This is a genomic window from Thalassospira sp. TSL5-1, assembly GCF_001907695.1.
Taxonomy (GTDB): Bacteria; Pseudomonadota; Alphaproteobacteria; order Rhodospirillales; family Thalassospiraceae; genus Thalassospira.
Genome location: NZ_KV880638.1, coordinates 1,565,357 through 1,582,584 on the forward strand (window position 1 = coordinate 1,565,357; position 17,228 = coordinate 1,582,584).

Consider the following 17,228-nt stretch of genomic DNA (forward strand, 5'->3'; position numbering starts at 1 on the left):
TTTTCCAAGGTTTTGCTGTTGAGATCATGAAAAGAAAGTCGCATCTTGCAATCAACGCAGACAAAGCGGGGCGCTGGTGAATGTTTGTCCTGAGCATCACTGGCGGGTGGGACCCGGTTTGTCACCAAGGCTTTGTTGCCTCGGAAAGCGTGGTGGGAAAGCGGGCGGTTTCTTCTGTTTGTTCAGAGGAGCCGCCTTTTTTCATCCTTGGCGGAAGTTTGGCACCCTGCGGGAAAAGGTCATTAGGCCGTTTTGCCAAGGGTTGTGATGATGCCAGGGCGTGAAACCGGCCTGCCGGACAAGGGTTTAACAAAACAATACCAAAGCCCCGGAAACAGGGGCGGTACAATAAGAAATACCGACATACCAGACAGGATTGTTATAAAAAGGGAAGGAGGTACGACGCGATGAAGCTGGCCGTTCCAAGGGAAATATGGCCCGGTGAGAAGCGCGTTGCCATCACACCGGACACCGTTAAAAAATATACGGGTCTGGGGTTTGAGGTGGTGATCGAAACCGGTGCAGGCGAATACGCATCCATTGCCGATGATCGCTATGTAGATGCCGGGGCAACCATTGCCAAAACAGCGAAGGCCGCGACTGAGGATGCCGATATCATCCTCAAGGTGCGCCCGCCGATGGTCGAGGGGAAAACCAATGAGCTTGCCGCCTATAAAAAGGGTGCCACGGTTATTGGTTTGATCGAACCCTATGACCGGGCAGAGCTGATTGGCAAGATGGCCGAGGCCGGCCTGACCAGTTTTGCCATGGAATTGGTGCCGCGCATTTCACGCGCCCAGTCGATGGATGTGCTGTCCTCGCAATCCAACCTGGCAGGTTATCGTTCCGTGATTGATGCCGCCCACGAATTTGGCCGCATCTTTCCGATGATGATGACAGCGGCAGGCACCCTTGCGCCAACTCGCATTGTGGTGGTGGGCGCCGGTGTGGCCGGTTTGCAGGCCATTGCCACGGGCAAACGCCTTGGTGCGGTGGTTTCCGCCTTTGACGTGCGCCCGGCGGTTAAGGAACAGGTGCAATCCCTTGGCGGCACCTTTATCGAGGTCGAGGATGATGATGCCGCCACGGCCGAAACGGCCGGGGGCTATGCCCGTGAAATGTCTGACGACTATAAAAAGAAGCAGGCAGCCAAGCTCAAGGAAGTTTTGGCAAAAACCGACATCGTGATTACCACGGCCCTTATTCCTGGCCGTCCGGCGCCTGAAATTGTCACGGCCGATATGGTGGCGGGCATGAAAAATGGCTCCATCATTATTGACCTGGCCGCCGAGCGCGGTGGCAACGTTGCCGGGGTGAAGCCGGGCGAAAGCACGATGACGGAGAATGGCGTTAAAATTATTGGCCCGTCCAATATCGTCAGTTCCGTCGCTGCCGATGCAACCGCGATGTATGCCAAAAACCTGCTGAATTTTGTCACCCTGATGGTGGATGGCGAAAAGAAGGAAATGGTTATTAACCGCGAAGACCAGATCATCGCCGAAACCATGCTGACACAGAATGGCAAAATGGTTCATCCGAAATTTGGTGGTGAGGCCGAGAAGGAAACGGAGGCAGAAAATGGTTGATCAATCTGTCACACAATCTGCCAATGACGTGCGGGATTCCGCCCTTGGTTTGGCGGAAAAGGCCGCAAAACTGGCCGACCAGCTTGCCTCGGGCGCGCATGACGTTGCCAGTGGTGCCGCCCATGCCGCATCATCGGGCGGGGTTAGCCCCACCGTGATTGGCCTGACGGTTTTTGTTCTGGCCTGCTTTGTCGGCTATTACGTGGTGTGGAAAGTCACCCCCGCCCTGCATTCGCCGCTGATGGCGGTGACGAATGCCATTTCATCGGTCATCATTGTTGGTGCGCTTCTGGCGTCCGGCCCGGTGGATATGAACATCTCCAAGGTGATGGGCTTTGTCGCCGTGGTGTTGGCTTCGATCAACATTTTCGGTGGTTTTATCGTCGCGCAACGCATGTTGCAGATGTTCAAGAAAAAGAAGTAGGGAAGGGGAAACATCATGTCGGAAAACCTTTCGGCTTTCCTGTATCTGGTCGCCTCGGTCTGCTTCATTCTGTCCTTGCGCGGCCTGTCATCACCTGATTCCGCCCGGACCGGCAATATGCTGGGTATGGTCGGTATGGCGATTGCGATCTTCACCACACTGGCCTCGCCAGAAGTGCTGTCTTACACCACCATTATTGTCGGCATCCTGGTTGGCGGGGCGATTGGTACGGTTATTGCCCTTAAAATCAAGATGACGGCCCTGCCGCAGCTTGTGGCGGCCTTTCACTCGCTGGTTGGTCTGGCCGCTGTGTTTGTGGCCGGTGCCGCCCTATATTCGCCCGGCGCCTATGGCATTGGCACAGTGGGGGACATTCACCCGGCCAGCCTGATTGAAATGGGCCTGGGCGTTGCCATTGGGGCGATTACCTTTACCGGTTCACTGGTGGCCTTTGGCAAATTGCAGGGCCTGGTTTCGGGCACGCCGGTCCAGTTTTCGGGCCAGCATCTGCTTAATCTTGGCATTGGCATCGCCATTGTTGTGGTCGGCATTCTGTTTGTTTCGACCGAAAGCCACTTTGCCTTCTGGCTGGTGGTGGTGCTGGCGCTTATGCTGGGCATCACGCTGATCATTCCGATTGGCGGGGCCGATATGCCCGTCGTTGTCTCGATGCTCAATTCCTATTCGGGTTGGGCGGCGTGCGGCATTGGCTTTACCCTGCAAAACAATGCCCTGATCATTACCGGTGCGCTGGTGGGCGCGTCGGGGGCTATCCTGTCCTATATCATGTGCAAGGGCATGAACCGCTCGATCTTCAATGTCATCCTCGGCGGCTTTGGCGCTGAGGCCGGTGGTGCCGCTGCTGTGGGGGGTGATTCCGACCGTCCGGTGAAATCCGGCTCGTCGGATGATGCGTCCTTTATCATGAAAAACGCATCGAGCGTTATCATTGTGCCGGGCTATGGCATGGCGGTGGCCCAGGCGCAGCATGCCCTTCGCGAAATGGCCGACCTTTTGAAGGCCGAAGGTGTGAAGGTCCGTTATGCCATTCATCCGGTTGCCGGGCGTATGCCGGGTCATATGAATGTGCTGCTGGCCGAAGCGGGCGTGCCTTATGAAGACGTTGCCGAAATGGATGAAATCAACCGTGATTTCGGCACCGCCGATGTGGCCTTTGTCATTGGTGCAAACGACATCACCAACCCGGCGGCCAAAACCGACCCGTCATCGCCGATTTTCGGTATGCCGGTTCTGGATGTGGAAAAGGCCAAAACGGTGCTGTTCATCAAACGTGGCATGTCGGCCGGTTATGCCGGTATCCAGAACGAACTGTTCTTTAAGGACAACACCATGATGCTGTTTGGTGATGCCAAAAAGATGTGCGAGGAAATCGTCGGACATCTGGATGCGTGATTGATCTTTTTGATCAAACAGTGACGGAAGGGGCAGTCCATTGGGCTGCCCCTTTTTGCATCGACAAAACCGCTCGCTCCGGGCAGCGTGATGTGTAAAATTCGCTATAGCCTGTTCTGTTTTGCCGCCGCATGGGAGGATGATTATGCCGGATTTTCGCGATTGCATCCTTGAAACACCCCGCTTGACGCTGCGTTGTGTGCAGGAAGCGGATGCCGGGCAGATTTCGGCGCTGATGGTGCCGGAGATCTCGCGCTGGCTGGCATCCTGGCCGCTTCCCTATACCGAGGAAAAGGCTTTCGCGCGCATTGTGCGGGACCGTGAAGCAGCACAGGCCGGTAACATGCTGCCTTTGGTGGTTGTGGAGCGGGAAACAGGTGCTGTTGTTGGTTATTTCAGCGTGTTTCGCGATGCGGATGATGGCAGAAGAGCCGGGGCCGGGTACTGGTTGGGGCTAAAGGCACATGGCAAAGGCTATGCGCGTGAAATGGGCCCGGTTTTGCTGGCGGCGGCCTTTGAGATGCTGGATGTTGGTGTGATCGAGGCCGGTGCGCAGCCTGAAAATGCCGCCTCGTTTGGCGTGATGCGGTCGTGGGGCATGTCGCAGGCCGGTGACCGCTGCCATTATGCCTCTGCCCGGGAGCGCGACGAACTATGCCGTTATTTCCAGATCACCCGTGCGACGTTTGAGAGCGTAGCTGTTTAAAGACAAATCGCTTTAGCCCGGTGAAGCGCTTGCAAGGTTTTTGCGAAAGCCTTCTGACCGATGAAAGGCAAAGGGCGTTAGCGGGTGGTTGCCATTAAAACGCTTCCGCCAATCATGAATGTGCCGCCTGCATATCCAATGCGCTTTTGGGCCTGCCTGCTTTGAAATATCTGTCCGGCGCGTGCCGCAAGCAGTGCATAGCCGGTTAAAAGCACCATGACAACAAGGCTGGATGTCAGGGTCAGGATAACCAGTTGTGCCGCCAAGCCGGCCTGTGGATTAATGAACTGTGCCAGGAGGGCCATATAAAAAATGATGGCTTTGGGATTCAGAATGGCGGTTATGGTGCCAGCCCAAAAGCTGCGCCAGGCGGAATGGGGTTGGTTTGCCTCGGCGGGTTTGGTGGTTGCGTCTGTGTCAGTTGTCGGGGTTTGGCGGGCTTCGGCAATTTGTCTGTATCCCAGCCAGGCAAGGTAGATCACCCCTGTCCATTTGACGATTTGAAAAAGCGTGGCAGAGGCTGCAAGGATTGCGCCTACACCGGCAAAGGACAGGCCCATAAGCACAATACTGCCGATGACATCACCCATGATACACATGACTGCAGCCCTTTTCCCCCGCGTAAGGGATTGCCCGATGACCAACAGGACGCTGGGACCGGGAATGAGCGTTAACACGATGCACGCGCCTGTGAATGCCAGCCATGTTTCTAAACTCAAGGCTCTACCTTTCGATCATCATGTCTTAACAGTATATCGTGAAAGCCCTTTCCATCATCCATAACTTATAAGACGTTTAAAGACGAGCCTTAAACAGGAGCGGAGTTCGTTCAAATCACGGTGGTTCGGGGCTGTTGGGCAGTTTGGCGTATTGTCATTCGGGCTTGTTTGTAAAACCAGACCGGGTGACACTGGTCCCGGTTTTGAAGCTGATGGGATGAGTGTGGTTTGAAAATCCGTGTTGTCAGAATATCCCTGTTTGCGATTGTGCTGCTATCAGCAGCACTGGCGCTATCGATATTCGGGATTGTTTTGACCTATACCCGCCTGACCGACGAAGTGCCGGTGGCGACGGTGACGTTCGAGCAGGTGGGGAAAGAGGAATTCAATGCCTATTTGCGCCTGCCGGGCGAGGATATTCCGCGCAAATATGTGATTTATGGCGACCAGTTTCGTATGGATGCGCAGTTTGTGAAGCTAAAACCCTGGGCCAATATTTTGGGTATGGATGCGCGTTATCGGCTGGAACGGCTCGAAGGCCGGTTTTCCGATATAGAGGCGCAAAATAGTGGGCCGCACCGGGCCTATAATTTGGCATCCAAATATAGCGGATCGGTCAGTAGCTGGCTGGTGCCGTGGAATTTCCTGGTGGATGCCGAGTACGGCAGTTCGACCTATACCGACATTTCAACGCAGGATGTTTACACCGTTTACCGATCCCAGTTTGGCCTTTTGGTGCGGGCTGTTCCCGTTGCGGACAAGGCTGACAAGGCCGGGATGATTGACGGTCTGCTTCGCTGGCTCTGGCCGGGGGATGACGCACCAAAAGGGTAACCTGTTGGCGCTTATTTCGTCGCAGCCGGGGCGGATTTTTTGTCGCCGGATGAAGTTGAGTGAGCGGGTGCAGATTTGTCGGTTGATGTGTCTTTGGTCGCGGCGCCGGGGGCCAGATGTTCGATCGTGGCAATTTTGGGCGGGGTGGCCTTTTTAAACTCACGGGCGTCGTCATCGATGGTGGTTTGCGCCCAGTTTTTAATGGCATCGGTCAGGGTTTTGTCATCCTTGGGGCCCAGGATGGTCAGGGTATAGTCATCCTGACATGTCGTGGTGCAGGCAAAATGCAAAATGGCCGTTGCGGAGATGTCGCCCTTGCCCGTGACAATTACGGCACCCTTTTCCGGGCAGCTATGGGCCCGACAGGCGCCATATAGCCATAAGTCATCGCCGATTTTTTGCCGGATTTGCGGTGGGCCGCTTAACACCTGGATCATCTGATCAATCCGGCTGGCATTACCGGCAAGCCAGCTTGCCGTTCCGGGGCCGACAAAGGTGCCGACTTTATCGGCAAAGCCCTTGGACCAGATCAGTTCGTTGGTATCTTCACACAGTGACATATGGTCGCTGTCACAATGCGGCGCAGGGGTTGGTGCTGCGTCCTTTGCGGTGCCGGTATCGCCGCTTTTGTTGCCGTCGGTCGTGTCTGACAGGGTTCCGGATGTGGATGCTGCATCGGATGTTGCCGTCTTTGTCGCTGACGCTGCCGATGGGGATGCGTTTTGTGCCAGGGCAGTATTGTCCGATATAAACATTACCAGTGCCATCACCAATGCCGTGCCCAGCAGGGGGCGCAAAAGGTGCAATTTGCCGGTGTTTGGCAAGGGCCGTGTCGGGAGGTGGGATGGCACGTCATACTCCTTTGATCAGGCATGTCAGCTATTAGGGAGAAGATAGCGCCTTCGCATTTTGATGCAATGGTGTCCTAGTCTGGTGGCCCCGACTATAAACCACAATACCCGCCATGCGGGATCAAATACAGGGCCGGGGTTCGGCCAGGTTCCAGGCCATTGAATACGATTAAAACGTTGCGTCCGAAACTGGCGAGCAGATTTTCGGGGCTGGGCATACCTTTTCTTCATCGTTGATTGCGCCGCATGCCTTTGGGTCGGTGCCAGATGGATGGGAAAGATCATGTTACTTCAAGACAAAATTGTGATTATCACCGGGGCCAGTTCCGGGATCGGCGCCGCGTCGGCCAGGCTGTTTGCCGCCGAGGGGGCGAAGCTTGTACTTGGAGCACGCAATGCTGATCGGCTTGATGCGGTTGTGCGTGATATTACCGCTGCGGGCGGCGAGGCCTTTGCCCTTGCAGGCGATGTCTGTGACGAGGCGTTCGCCAAGGCGCTGGTCAATGCGGCCATTGGGGAATATGGCGGGCTTGATGTCGGGTTTAACAATGCCGGGACGCTGGGATCGCCCGGGGCGTTGGTCGATATTGAACAAGACGACTGGGACCAGGCATTGCGCACCAACCTGACCTCGGCGATGTTCGGGGCGAAGCATCAGCTGCCCGAAATAGTGAAGCGTGGTGGCGGATCGGTTATTTTTACGTCCACCTTTGTCGGGCACACCATCGGATTGGCGGGGATGACGGCCTATGCCGCCAGCAAAATGGGCCTGATTGGCATGGCGCAATGTCTGGCGGTGGAATATGGCGGGGCCAATGTGCGGGTTAATGCGCTGCTGCCGGGCGGAACGGATACCCCGATGGCCGCAAGTTATGCCAATGATCCGCAAGCACGGGCGATGGTAGAAAAGTTCCATGCACTGGGCCGGATTGCCGAGCCGGAAGAAATTGCCAAGGCGGCCCTGTTCCTGGCATCCGATGCGTCAAGTTTTGTCACCGGAACCGCCATGCTGGCCGATGGCGGCAATTCGATCTGCAAGGCTGCCTGATCTGAAATCAGGGGTATAAAAAACCAAACCCGCCCGGATTGCTCCGAGGCGGGTTTGGCGCACGGGTTCGAATTTAGCGCGCTAAATTCAACCGTACAGTCACGTTCGAGGAACCCCGAAAGTGAAAAAGACTTTAGAAGCCTTCGCGCTCGATGCGCTTACGCTCCAGCTTGCGAGCCCGGCGGATTGCCTCCGCCCCTTCACGCGCTTTTTTCTCCGACGGCTTTTCAAAGTGACGACGAAGTTTCATTTCGCGGAAAATGCCCTCGCGCTGCATCTTTTTCTTAAGCGCCTTCAGAGCCTGATCGACATTGTTGTCGCGAACGATTACCTGCACGGAAACCACGCTCCTTTCAATAATACACAATAAGCCGGAAGGCAGATTTGCCGACCGGATGCTAATGCGGCCACCAATGACCGTGGCTGTTATATAGTGCAAAGTTAAGAAAAAGGAAAGGGGCTGCTTGCATGATCGCGCACAACGTTTGCCCGGTGCGGCTTTGCCCTTTATATATGGGGGAGTTTTTAGCCCCCTAAAGGGTTTGATTGGATATAATGCCATGTCGATATTGAAAATTGCCCGTATGGGGCACCCGGTTTTGCGCAAGGTGGCAGAGCGGGTGGATGACCCGAACGACCCTGAAATAACGCGCCTTGTTGCCGATATGATCGAAACCCTTGCCGATGCAGGCGGTGTTGGCTTGGCCGCCCCCCAGGTATTTCGCTCGCTTGCGGTGATGATCTTTTTTGTGCCACCCAGCCGGGCGGGAAAGGGCGATGATGATGGCGAAGTGCCACTGACGGTTTTGATCAACCCGGAGATCGAACCGCTGGATGATGCGCAAAAGGTTGGCGGTTGGGAAGGGTGTCTGTCGATCCCTGATTTTCAGGGATATGTGCCGCGCTGGGACAAAATTCGCTATCGCGGGATCGACGAAAATGGCGAACCGGTGGAAAAAATTGCCAGTGGTTTTCACGCCCGTGTGGTGCAGCATGAATATGATCATTTGATCGGAGTCATGTATCCTGAACGTATGGATGATATGACCCTGATGGGCTTTACCGACGAATTACGCCGCGACCCGCCCGATGTTTCGGGCCGCAATGATACGCAACAGGAGAATTGACATGTCCGTTGAGGAAAGTTTTGCCCGTATCGCCGAGCAGCGCGACCAACTGGTGCGCGCCGCCCTGGAACATGTTGCGTTTGACGGCTGGAGCAAAACCACGCTGCGCACGGCTGCAGGTGATTTGGGCTGGCCGGAAATGGAAGTGGACCGCCTGTTCCCCGCCGGGATTGGCCAGGTGATTGAACATTTTGTCGCCCTGACCGATCGTGACATGATGGACCGCCTGGCAGCGATGGACATCAAATCGATGAAGATCCGTGACCGTATCGGGGCGGCCATTCGTGTGCGCCTGGATTTGGTCGAGCCTTACAAGGATGCCGTGCGGGCGGCAGTTGCGCATTTGTCATTGCCGCAAAACCTGCCCAAAAGCCTGCGGATGACGGCAAAAACCGTTGATTTGATGTGGCAGGCGGCGGGCGATACCTCGACTGATCATAACTGGTACACCAAACGCGGCCTTTTGGCCGGGGTTTATGGATCGACCCTGATGTATTGGCTGGAAGACAGCTCGGACGGGCATAAGGAGACCTGGGATTTCATGAACCGCCGGATCGGCAATGTCATGATGATCCCCAAGGTGAAATCAAGCCTAGGCAAGGCAGGCAAGGTGGCCGAAACCGGGTTTCGTGTCGGGCGCAAAATTGCTTCCTGCATTCCGACGCCGGGCCGCATTGCCCGCCAGTTTAGTGGGGCGCGATAAGCCGGTTATATCTTTGACGGGCTAGCCCAAACAATAAAGCCCCGCTGCGATTGGATTGCGCAGCGGGGCTTTTTTAGGGGACGGGCGATGCAGGCCAGTTATTATTGCCAGATTAAAGACAAATCGATTTAGGGCATCAAAAAGCTGATCAGGGTGCGGTCCGGGGCGTTGCGGGCCTTCATTTCGGCAGCAAGATCGATTTTAAAAATGGCATCGCGGGCGGCAGCATTGGTGCCCGGCGCGGTTTTGGTGTCGGATTTGCGGGTGGCGACGACCAGGCTTTCGGGCGGGGTTCCCAGCCACATGCCTTTGCGGTTGTCGCGGGCAAAGTTTTGATCGGCGATATAGGTTTTGCAGCGCGGGTAATTGTCGCACACATTCATATCTACCATCGCCCAGCCAGCCCGCAGGATCAGGCGGTTGAGGTCGCTTTGGCCGATATGGCATTCGGTCAGCATCGGGAAAAGCTGGCTGTTGGAAACCTTTTCGCAGGAAACGGCGTAATCCTGAACAATACGGCGCACGGCCTGTACTGCGGCATCGCCACAATGAAAGGAAATGCCTTCTGCCCGGCAAACCGTGCCGGGTTGCGGGGCGCGAATGCCAAACAGATCCACCGCCATCGCCCCGAACTGAAGCTGATCGGCCCGGTTTACAACCGGGAAACCGGCGGCACCGGGATTGATGGAACTGGCCCGGGCCGTTGCGGTCCAGCCTGCCGGGGCCAGAATGATTGTGCAAAGAAGTGCCAGAAGGGCAGTAAGTTTTTGCATTGTCCGTCGCCTCAAAAAGAACCTGCCGGGATAAGAGCAAATGCAATGCCAGTTTTGGCAGGCAGATTATGCCGCCTATGTGATGGTGATGGGCCGGGGTGCAGGTGTAAGCCGGTGCATCCAAGCCAAGAGCGGGTGGTGCTGCCCAGTATGGCCGGGCAATGGCGGGCCGGTAAAACCGGCATTGGCAGGGGAAATGGAAATTTGGGGGCTGGTGATCTTCGCCGTTATTGCCGCGATCATCCTGTTTATCAAATAAAATACCCCGCCTGGGGAAGGCGGGGTATCAGGAAGGGGTAGGATGTTTGTTGGGTTGCTTCGGCCTGTTTATTTGGCCGGTTTACCGGTTTTTGCCGGGCGCAGCCAGGTGACATGGCCCATTTTGCGGCCCGGTTTGGCTTCGGCCTTGCCATAAAGGTGCAGTTTGGCATCCGGGTCGGACAAAATTGCCTGCCAGGCTTCGATATCCTCGCCCAGCAGGTTTTTCATCTCGGCATCCGAGTGATTTTCCGGGTCGCCCAGCGGCAGGCCGCAAACGGCACGGATGAACTGTTCAAACTGGCTGGTGACACAGGCATCAATCGTCCAGTGGCCGGAATTGTGCGGGCGCGGGGCAACTTCGTTAACCAGCAGTTTGCCATCGCGGGTGACAAACATTTCCACAGCGAGAAGGCCGATAAAGTCCATTTTTTCGGCCAGAATTTTGGCGATTTTTTCGGCTTCACTACGCAGGGCCGGGCGGATATGTGCCGGGGCGATGGTCACGTCAAGGATATGGTTGGCATGGCGGTTTTCCACTGGGCAGAAACAGGCCATTTTGCCATCAATCCCGCGTGCCACAATCACGGAAAGCTCGCGTTCAAAATCAACAAAGCCTTCAAGGATGGCTTCGCTACCATTCATGTCCACCCAGGCAGAGGCCAGGTTGGTTTCATCGGTGATTTTAACCTGCCCCTTGCCGTCATACCCCATTTCGGTGGTTTTCAAAACCGACGGGCGGCCCAGCTTGGCAACAGCCTCTTCCAGATCTGCGAGCGAGCGCACAGCGGCAAACGGGGCGGTGCCAATACCATGTTCGTTACAGAAGGTTTTTTCGCGCAGGCGGTTTTGTGAAATATGCAGGCACTGCCAGCCCGGACGGACCGGGACAATGCCCGAGAGCAGCTTGACCGCATCATAGGGGACATTCTCGAACTCGAATGTCACGACATCGACGCTATTGGCGAATTCCTTCAGGGCGGTGAAGTCGGTATAGTCGGCCACGGTGGCCTTGTCGCACACCTGCTCGGTCGGGCTGTCTTTTCCGGGGCCAAAGACATGGACGCGGTATCCCAGCTCTGCCGCACACAGGGCGGCCATGCGGCCCAGTTGCCCATTGCCCATAATGCCAATGGTGCTGCCAGGCGCAATGATGCGTTTGTCAAAGTCGTTGGTCATGAAATCCTCGGATTGGAACGGCCAGTCAGGGCAGGGTTATTGTGATCGGGTATCGAAAGGCGGTGTTCGCGCTTTTGAAACCGGCGGGCACTATATCGCGCCTGCGTCAAAATACACATACGCAAAAATGGCGCATCTTGGGGATGCGCCATATCGGCCCGATTATCAGCTTGCCGGGTCAACCGGTTCTTCGGCAACGGCATCGGTCTGGCTTTGGCGCCAGGCATCCAGGCGCTCGGCCAGGGCGTCATCCATCAGGGCCATGATGCCAGCGGCCATCAGCCCGGCATTTTTTGCCCCGGCAGCCCCAATGGCAAGGGTTCCCACCGGCACGCCACCGGGCATTTGCACGATGGAAAGCAGGCTGTCCATACCCTTGAGCGCGCGGCTTTGCACCGGAACACCAAGCACGGGAAGTGGTGTCATGGCCGCCGTCATGCCGGGCAGATGGGCGGCACCGCCCGCGCCGGCGATGATGACCTTCAAACCACGGGATTTGGCGGTTTTGGCATAGTCAACCAAACGGTCCGGAGTGCGATGGGCCGAAACGATTTTCGTTTCATAGGCGACCCCCAGCGTATCAAGAATATCGGCCGCGTTTTTCATGGTTTCCCAGTCAGACTGACTACCCATGATAATGCCGATTGCCGGGCGGGGTTCGCTCATGATGGGGCTCCGTTTCTCTGCTGATTTGAGGCGTTGTTTTGTGAAGGCCGCATTATAGGGAGGTCGTCCCGTCATGCAAGCGCAACGCCACTCTGTGCTGGGAAATGCCAATAAAAACGGCATCGGGGCGAAGAGGGGCAAAAACGCCCATATTTTCGCCGAAATTCACCTTCACCCTCGCTGAGGTTGAATATCTATCAGTATAGTATTCTAGCAATGGATTTTAACCCCTGATTGTATTACGATGCAATATGGAATAATGCCAGTCAGGTCGTTCCAGAACGCAGGTAGCGCGAGAACCCGGACATGAAAGTCACAGAACCCAGGATGACACTGTCATCCTACGGTGCCGGTTCCGAAGGAAGGAACCCCGCCGCAAGACAGGCCATTCAGGCCGCCCAGGCATATGGTCGTGCCACGCCCGATGGCGATGGTGGTGGTTCGTCGTCCTCTGGTCAGGATCATTCTGCTGATAAGCGGGGCCCTTTTGGCGAGGGGGCGTCTGGTGGCTCTGGTGGTGCTGGTCGTGATCCGGTGGATGCGGCCAATCTTTTGGGAATACCCTCCGATCAGATAACACCAGCGGTGGAACGGGCCCTTTCGCGCCTGATGTCGCGGGTGGATACGCTGGTCACACAGCTTGAAACCGTGCAGAAACACCAGCAGGAACTGGCGCGTAAATCGGTGCAGGACCCGTTTACCGGCCTGCTGTCGCGGCCGTCTTTCATGCAAATTCTGGAAAATGAAATTGCGGTGTCACCGCCGCCTGCATTGCCCCGTTGTCTTTTGCTGTGCGAAATTGCCGATCTTGATACCCTTTCCAAGACACACGGGCAGTCCTGCAAGGACGCGATGATTGCGCAGCTGGCCGAATTTTTACGGTTATATATCCAGCCGCCCCATCAGGTGGGTTATCTGGGCTGCAACGATTTTGCAGCCCTGCTGTATAATGTGGATGCTGCCGAAGGCTGGCGTCGCACCCAGGCGATCAGCGACCGGCTGCATCGGGCAACCTATTTCTGGGATGGTCAGCCGGTTGAATACCGGCTGGTTTTTGGGGTCTATCAAATTGGTCCCGGGGAATCCCTGACCACGGTGATGGGTGGGGTTGACCGCGAATTGCGCTATTCACTGGCGCGTATACAAGGCACATCCAGCCCGGAATAATCCGCACAGACTGAATTGACCCGGAATATACCGTTAAACGCATATGCGAGGGGCGAGCATAGGGGCACAGCGCAAGCATTTGATGTTGCGTTGCAAAAATATGGTCAGAAGCGGGAATTTGTGATCAATTCAGCCGTAAAATCAGGCAATAATATCGGGCAGGATTTGCGACTCGGCATAGCGAATCTCGTCCTTTAGGGCCAGTTTGCGTTTTTTTAGGCGGACAAGGCGCAATTGATCGTGGCGCGGATTACTTGCCATTTCGGCAATCGCGATGTCCAGGTCGCGGTGTTCCTCGCGCAGAGTAGCCAATTTTTTTTCAATCTCGATCTGATTGATTTCGTCCATTTTTGATCCAGCTTCTTTGTCGACGCGAACAGTCTGCCATACTATCAGAAAGCGGGCGTGAACCCACATGAATAATGTGCCGCCCCCATCGTCTGTTTTATAAAAACGATGAAAAACCGTTACGGGAGATGTCTGATGCGGATCGGAATTTTAACCAGTGGTGGCGACTGTGCCGGGCTGAATGCCGTTATTCTGGCGGTGGTGCGCCGCGCCGTGCTGGGATATGGCTGGGATGTTGTTGGTATCCGGCAGGGCACACATGGTCTTTTGCAGCGCCCGCCCTCGGTCGTTCCCTTGAATGATTATGTCAATAACGATGGCATGTTGCGTTTGGGCGGCACCATTCTGGGCACGATCAACAAGGGTAATCCGTTTCATTATCCCATGCCCGATGGCAGCTTTGCCGACCGCTCCGACGAGGTCATTGCCGGTTACGAAGCCCTGGGACTGGATGCCCTGATCGGGGTTGGCGGGGATGGCAGCATGGCGATTTTGCGCCAGCTGGCACAAAAAGGCGGTATTAATTTGGTGGGAATTCCCAAAACCATTGATAACGACTTGGCCCATACCGAATATTCGGTTGGTTTTACCACGGCGGTCAATGTGGCGGTGGATGCGATGGACCGTTTGCAACCCACCGCGGCCTCGCATGAACGCATTATGATCCTGGAGGTCATGGGCCGGGATGCCGGGCATATTGCCCTGTTTGCCGGCATTGCAGGTGGGGCGGATGTGATTTTGATCCCGGAAATGGATTATGACCTGGAAGACATGGCGCAGCATTGCCTGAATATTCGCAAACGCGGGCGCAACCATGCGCTGGTGATTGTTGCCGAGGCGATCAAAACCGATAAAGGCGATGCCGTGACATCGGGCCATGATGGACAAAAGGCGGTTTATGGTGGTGTCGGTCATTGGCTGGCGGAAAAACTGGGCGAACGTACAGGCTGGGAAACCCGTGTGACGGTGCTGGGCCATGTGCAGCGCGGCGGTACACCTTCACCGCGTGACCGGTTGATTGCATCGACCTTTGGGGTGCACGCGGTTGACTTGATTGCGCAAGGAAAGTTTGACCGGGTTGTTGCCTGGCAGCAGCGCCGCGTTGTTGATGTGCCAATGGCCGACGTCATTACCGGCCCGCGCCTGGTTGATACCGGCGAAACGATGGTTGCGACCGCGATCGGGTTGGGGGCCTATATGGGCACGCCGCCCGAAACGAAAAGAACGGCCAAAACCGTTTAAAGTATCCGTCTTGATCAGGCGCAAATCGCCTTAGGATCAGGGCCGTTCCGTCCGCCGGAACCGGCCCTGATGTTAGGTATCAATGCGGCGCAGGCGTAGCAAATCGGCTTCCACCTGATCCATAACCGATTTTTGATCATGCGACATTTCACCAATGTCACCAACCACCCGGTTGATCTCGGAGAAGGAGGTAAATAGAGCCTCTAGCTGGCCAAAAATCTGGTCGTAATCGCTTGAGGCCCGTGAAAGGCGTTCTTCGGAGGCGGCAATATGCTGGCCGAGGACCGTCATCGATTGTTCGACTTCCGTCAGCGAATCACGGGTTTTTTCAAGTGCCGATTTTGTATCCGAGGCGAGTGATCGTACTTCATTGGCGACAATTGCAAATGCCTTGCCTGCCTCACCGGCGCGGGCGGCCTCGATGGTGGCATTGAGTGAGAGCAGGTTGGTTTGGCTGGTAATGCCATCAATGATGCCGACAATGTCATTGAGACGCTGAACGACATTTGCAACCTTGGTGAATTCCTGTTCAAGCAGGCCATGTTGATCCGCTTGTGCGACGGATTGAATACGGGCGTGCATGTCCTGCTGCATGCTTTCAACACTTTCGCGCAGCTCGCCTGTTTGACTGACGATTTGGTCTAACTGGCTGCTTTGGTCAGAGGATTTTTCAATAAATTCGGTCAGACGTCCAATCAGGAGCTGCCGCATATCATTGATCAACCCCTGGCGTTTCAGACGTGTTTCCGTAAAATAGCGGGAAAATCCGGCATATCTTAGCGGAAAGTCATGAACATAACTGTCGCGGAATTCGCGGTTTTCCTCGGCTTTGAAAAAAACGATGGCGGTTAGTGTCTGGTTGACATTGATGCCCAGCAGTTCGCCGAATGTTGAAAAACCGGCAACGGGAATGTTCCAGGCGCCATCAAGCGCGGATAGGGCATTCTGATTGCCAAGGCGTCGTAAAATGCAGTCATTCAGGATGGCCGCGATGGGTTTGGGCTTGTCTTTGAGGAAATCCGCCATGTCATCACGGGTTTGCCGGGCAAAATCTGTTGCTTTAAGCAAATGAAGCTCGTCACCGGGACTTACATCACAATAGAAGTTTACGACATTGGCCGCAAAATCAATTTCGGCGACGGAGCGCACAAAATATTCGCCATTGAGGCGCACCGCAAATGTATAACCCTGAAGACTGTGTTCCAAATTGTCCCGCCGACATTTCATCATGTCGCACAGGGCATCAATAATCGGAATGACCTCAAGCGTATCAACATTGACGGCGGATTTTGCCTGGCGCAACTCTGTACTTGCTTCAATGATAACAAGTGATTTTCCCGTGGCCTTGAAATTTTGTGATTTCAGGATGCCATAATTCACCTGTTTGGTGGTTTTGGCAAAAAGGATAACGGCGTGGTTTTCCAATACTTGCTTGCCATCGAAAAGCAGCGTTTTTTGGAAATCCAGCTTTCCGCCTGCCGAACCGCCGATAAAGATGCACGGGAACCGGTTACATTTATAAACGGCTTCCATGAAATAGTTTTCGGAAGCAGACAACCCGTCAATGAAGGTAAGTGCAAAGGTATCGCGGGCATCAATGTCAAAAGGAACGCGCACCTGCTGAAGGTTCTGTTCAATTTCTTTTACGCGCTGATCATGTGACTTTGATGGTTTGCCGGACCTGATATCGGTATTCGCCAGATTGATGCTGTGGATCGAGATTTGATCAAATATGTCCGGCCCGAACACCTGCATCACGACATTGTCCCATCCGTCTTTGGCCGCGCAATACAACTTTTCCTGTGCCGTGTTGTTTGTGTTGCAAAGTTCCCCTGCCGTTGTTGTTGCGATAACGGTGGCTCCGGCACATAAACGACTGATTTTGTTGATAATGCCAGGAAAATCGAGATATGGAGATACAAGAACCAGAACAAGATGGGCATTTTGTCCATTGAAACGGAAGCTGTCTTCGGAAAGCCCGGACAAATGCGAATTGGTGTTTAAAACACGAATATATTCAGTCTTTATTATTGTTTTTTGCTTGGTTTTGTCTTCGTCATATACTGGTTCGCTCTTGTTTGTTAGTGATGTATCTGCAGTTTTTTGAGAACGTTTTTGCAGAAAATTGAACATTGTCCCCACCCTCATTGTGTAGCACAGCAGCCAGGCCCGTACTGAGTGCGG

Annotated in this window: 19 protein-coding genes; 11 read left to right on the plus strand and 8 right to left on the minus strand. The window is 55.0% G+C overall.

Annotation, left to right across the window (positions count from 1 at the left end; all coding sequences use genetic code 11):
* Positions 1-407 precede the first annotated feature (407 nt).
* The 4 genes from LF95_RS16730 (at position 408) to LF95_RS16745 (ending at position 4,129) form a co-directional block, all read left to right on the plus strand.
* On the plus strand, positions 408-1,586 hold the full coding sequence (locus tag LF95_RS16730; protein WP_073956115.1) for a Re/Si-specific NAD(P)(+) transhydrogenase subunit alpha: 1,179 nt from the start codon (positions 408-410) through the stop codon (positions 1,584-1,586).
* On the plus strand, positions 1,579-2,010 hold the full coding sequence (locus LF95_RS16735; RefSeq protein WP_073956116.1) for an NAD(P) transhydrogenase subunit alpha part 2: 432 nt from the start codon (positions 1,579-1,581) through the stop codon (positions 2,008-2,010). The genes LF95_RS16730 and LF95_RS16735 overlap by 8 nt, the downstream gene beginning before the upstream one ends.
* A 15-nt stretch (positions 2,011-2,025) precedes the next feature.
* The gene (locus LF95_RS16740; protein ID WP_073956117.1) at positions 2,026-3,423 is read left to right on the plus strand and encodes an NAD(P)(+) transhydrogenase (Re/Si-specific) subunit beta; all 1,398 of its coding nucleotides are present in this window, start codon (positions 2,026-2,028) and stop codon (positions 3,421-3,423) included.
* 145 nt (positions 3,424-3,568) lie between these two features.
* Positions 3,569-4,129 carry a GNAT family N-acetyltransferase gene (locus LF95_RS16745; protein ID WP_168173721.1) on the plus strand — a complete coding sequence of 187 codons (561 nt, stop codon included), beginning with the start codon at positions 3,569-3,571 and terminating at the stop codon, positions 4,127-4,129.
* A 77-nt stretch (positions 4,130-4,206) separates the two neighbouring features.
* Here LF95_RS16745 and LF95_RS16750 read toward each other — a convergent pair whose 3' ends face one another.
* Positions 4,207-4,806 carry a LysE family translocator gene (locus LF95_RS16750; RefSeq protein ID WP_215905691.1) on the minus strand — a complete coding sequence of 200 codons (600 nt, stop codon included), beginning with the start codon at positions 4,804-4,806 and terminating at the stop codon, positions 4,207-4,209.
* A 270-nt stretch (positions 4,807-5,076) separates the two neighbouring features.
* On the opposite strand from LF95_RS16750, the gene LF95_RS16755 reads away from it, so the two are divergent.
* Positions 5,077-5,682, plus strand: a complete 606-nt coding sequence (locus LF95_RS16755; protein WP_073956120.1) for a hypothetical protein — start codon at positions 5,077-5,079, stop codon at positions 5,680-5,682.
* An 11-nt stretch (positions 5,683-5,693) separates the two neighbouring features.
* On the opposite strand, the gene LF95_RS16760 is transcribed toward LF95_RS16755, so the two are convergent.
* Positions 5,694-6,533: a hypothetical protein gene (locus tag LF95_RS16760; RefSeq protein WP_143182070.1), complete on the minus strand. Its 840-nt coding sequence runs from the start codon at positions 6,531-6,533 to the stop codon at positions 5,694-5,696.
* A 283-nt stretch (positions 6,534-6,816) separates the two neighbouring features.
* Between LF95_RS16760 and LF95_RS16765 the strand changes: the two genes are divergently transcribed.
* Positions 6,817-7,581: an SDR family oxidoreductase gene (locus LF95_RS16765; protein WP_083607792.1), complete on the plus strand. Its 765-nt coding sequence runs from the start codon at positions 6,817-6,819 to the stop codon at positions 7,579-7,581.
* 133 nt (positions 7,582-7,714) lie between these two features.
* On the opposite strand, the gene rpsU is transcribed toward LF95_RS16765, so the two are convergent.
* On the minus strand, positions 7,715-7,918 hold the full coding sequence (gene rpsU / locus LF95_RS16770) for a 30S ribosomal protein S21 (protein ID WP_008891676.1): 204 nt from the start codon (positions 7,916-7,918) through the stop codon (positions 7,715-7,717).
* A gap of 223 nt (positions 7,919-8,141) precedes the next feature.
* On the opposite strand from rpsU, the gene def reads away from it, so the two are divergent.
* Both def and LF95_RS16780 read left to right on the plus strand, forming a co-directional pair.
* Positions 8,142-8,708: a peptide deformylase gene (gene def / locus LF95_RS16775; protein WP_073956365.1), complete on the plus strand. Its 567-nt coding sequence runs from the start codon at positions 8,142-8,144 to the stop codon at positions 8,706-8,708.
* 1 nt (position 8,709) lies between these two features.
* Positions 8,710-9,411, plus strand: a complete 702-nt coding sequence (locus LF95_RS16780) for a COQ9 family protein (RefSeq protein WP_073956122.1) — start codon at positions 8,710-8,712, stop codon at positions 9,409-9,411.
* A gap of 128 nt (positions 9,412-9,539) precedes the next feature.
* Here LF95_RS16780 and LF95_RS16785 read toward each other — a convergent pair whose 3' ends face one another.
* Positions 9,540-10,184: a thermonuclease family protein gene (locus LF95_RS16785; protein ID WP_073956123.1), complete on the minus strand. Its 645-nt coding sequence runs from the start codon at positions 10,182-10,184 to the stop codon at positions 9,540-9,542.
* A 40-nt stretch (positions 10,185-10,224) separates the two neighbouring features.
* On the opposite strand from LF95_RS16785, the gene LF95_RS16790 reads away from it, so the two are divergent.
* Positions 10,225-10,443, plus strand: coding sequence for a hypothetical protein (locus tag LF95_RS16790; protein WP_073956124.1), 219 nt, complete (start codon positions 10,225-10,227; stop codon positions 10,441-10,443).
* Between the two features lie 68 nt (positions 10,444-10,511).
* On the opposite strand, the gene LF95_RS16795 is transcribed toward LF95_RS16790, so the two are convergent.
* Together LF95_RS16795 and purE are read right to left on the minus strand one after the other, a co-directional pair.
* On the minus strand, positions 10,512-11,621 hold the full coding sequence (locus tag LF95_RS16795) for a 5-(carboxyamino)imidazole ribonucleotide synthase (RefSeq protein ID WP_073956125.1): 1,110 nt from the start codon (positions 11,619-11,621) through the stop codon (positions 10,512-10,514).
* Positions 11,622-11,786: 165 nt separating this feature from the next.
* Positions 11,787-12,287 (minus strand): 5-(carboxyamino)imidazole ribonucleotide mutase, encoded by a 501-nt coding sequence (gene purE, locus LF95_RS16800; protein ID WP_073956126.1) that lies wholly within the window; start codon positions 12,285-12,287, stop codon positions 11,787-11,789.
* 327 nt (positions 12,288-12,614) lie between these two features.
* Between purE and LF95_RS16805 the strand changes: the two genes are divergently transcribed.
* A complete protein-coding gene (locus LF95_RS16805) occupies positions 12,615-13,454 on the plus strand; it encodes a GGDEF domain-containing protein (protein WP_073956127.1) in 840 nt (279 codons plus the stop codon).
* A 141-nt stretch (positions 13,455-13,595) separates the two neighbouring features.
* Here LF95_RS16805 and LF95_RS16810 read toward each other — a convergent pair whose 3' ends face one another.
* Positions 13,596-13,802: a YdcH family protein gene (locus tag LF95_RS16810; RefSeq protein ID WP_073956128.1), complete on the minus strand. Its 207-nt coding sequence runs from the start codon at positions 13,800-13,802 to the stop codon at positions 13,596-13,598.
* 135 nt (positions 13,803-13,937) lie between these two features.
* On the opposite strand from LF95_RS16810, the gene LF95_RS16815 reads away from it, so the two are divergent.
* On the plus strand, positions 13,938-15,044 hold the full coding sequence (locus LF95_RS16815; RefSeq protein ID WP_073956129.1) for an ATP-dependent 6-phosphofructokinase: 1,107 nt from the start codon (positions 13,938-13,940) through the stop codon (positions 15,042-15,044).
* Positions 15,045-15,116: 72 nt separating this feature from the next.
* On the opposite strand, the gene LF95_RS16820 is transcribed toward LF95_RS16815, so the two are convergent.
* The gene (locus LF95_RS16820; protein ID WP_083607742.1) at positions 15,117-17,192 is read right to left on the minus strand and encodes an FIST N-terminal domain-containing protein; all 2,076 of its coding nucleotides are present in this window, start codon (positions 17,190-17,192) and stop codon (positions 15,117-15,119) included.
* Positions 17,193-17,228: the final 36 nt, after the last annotated feature.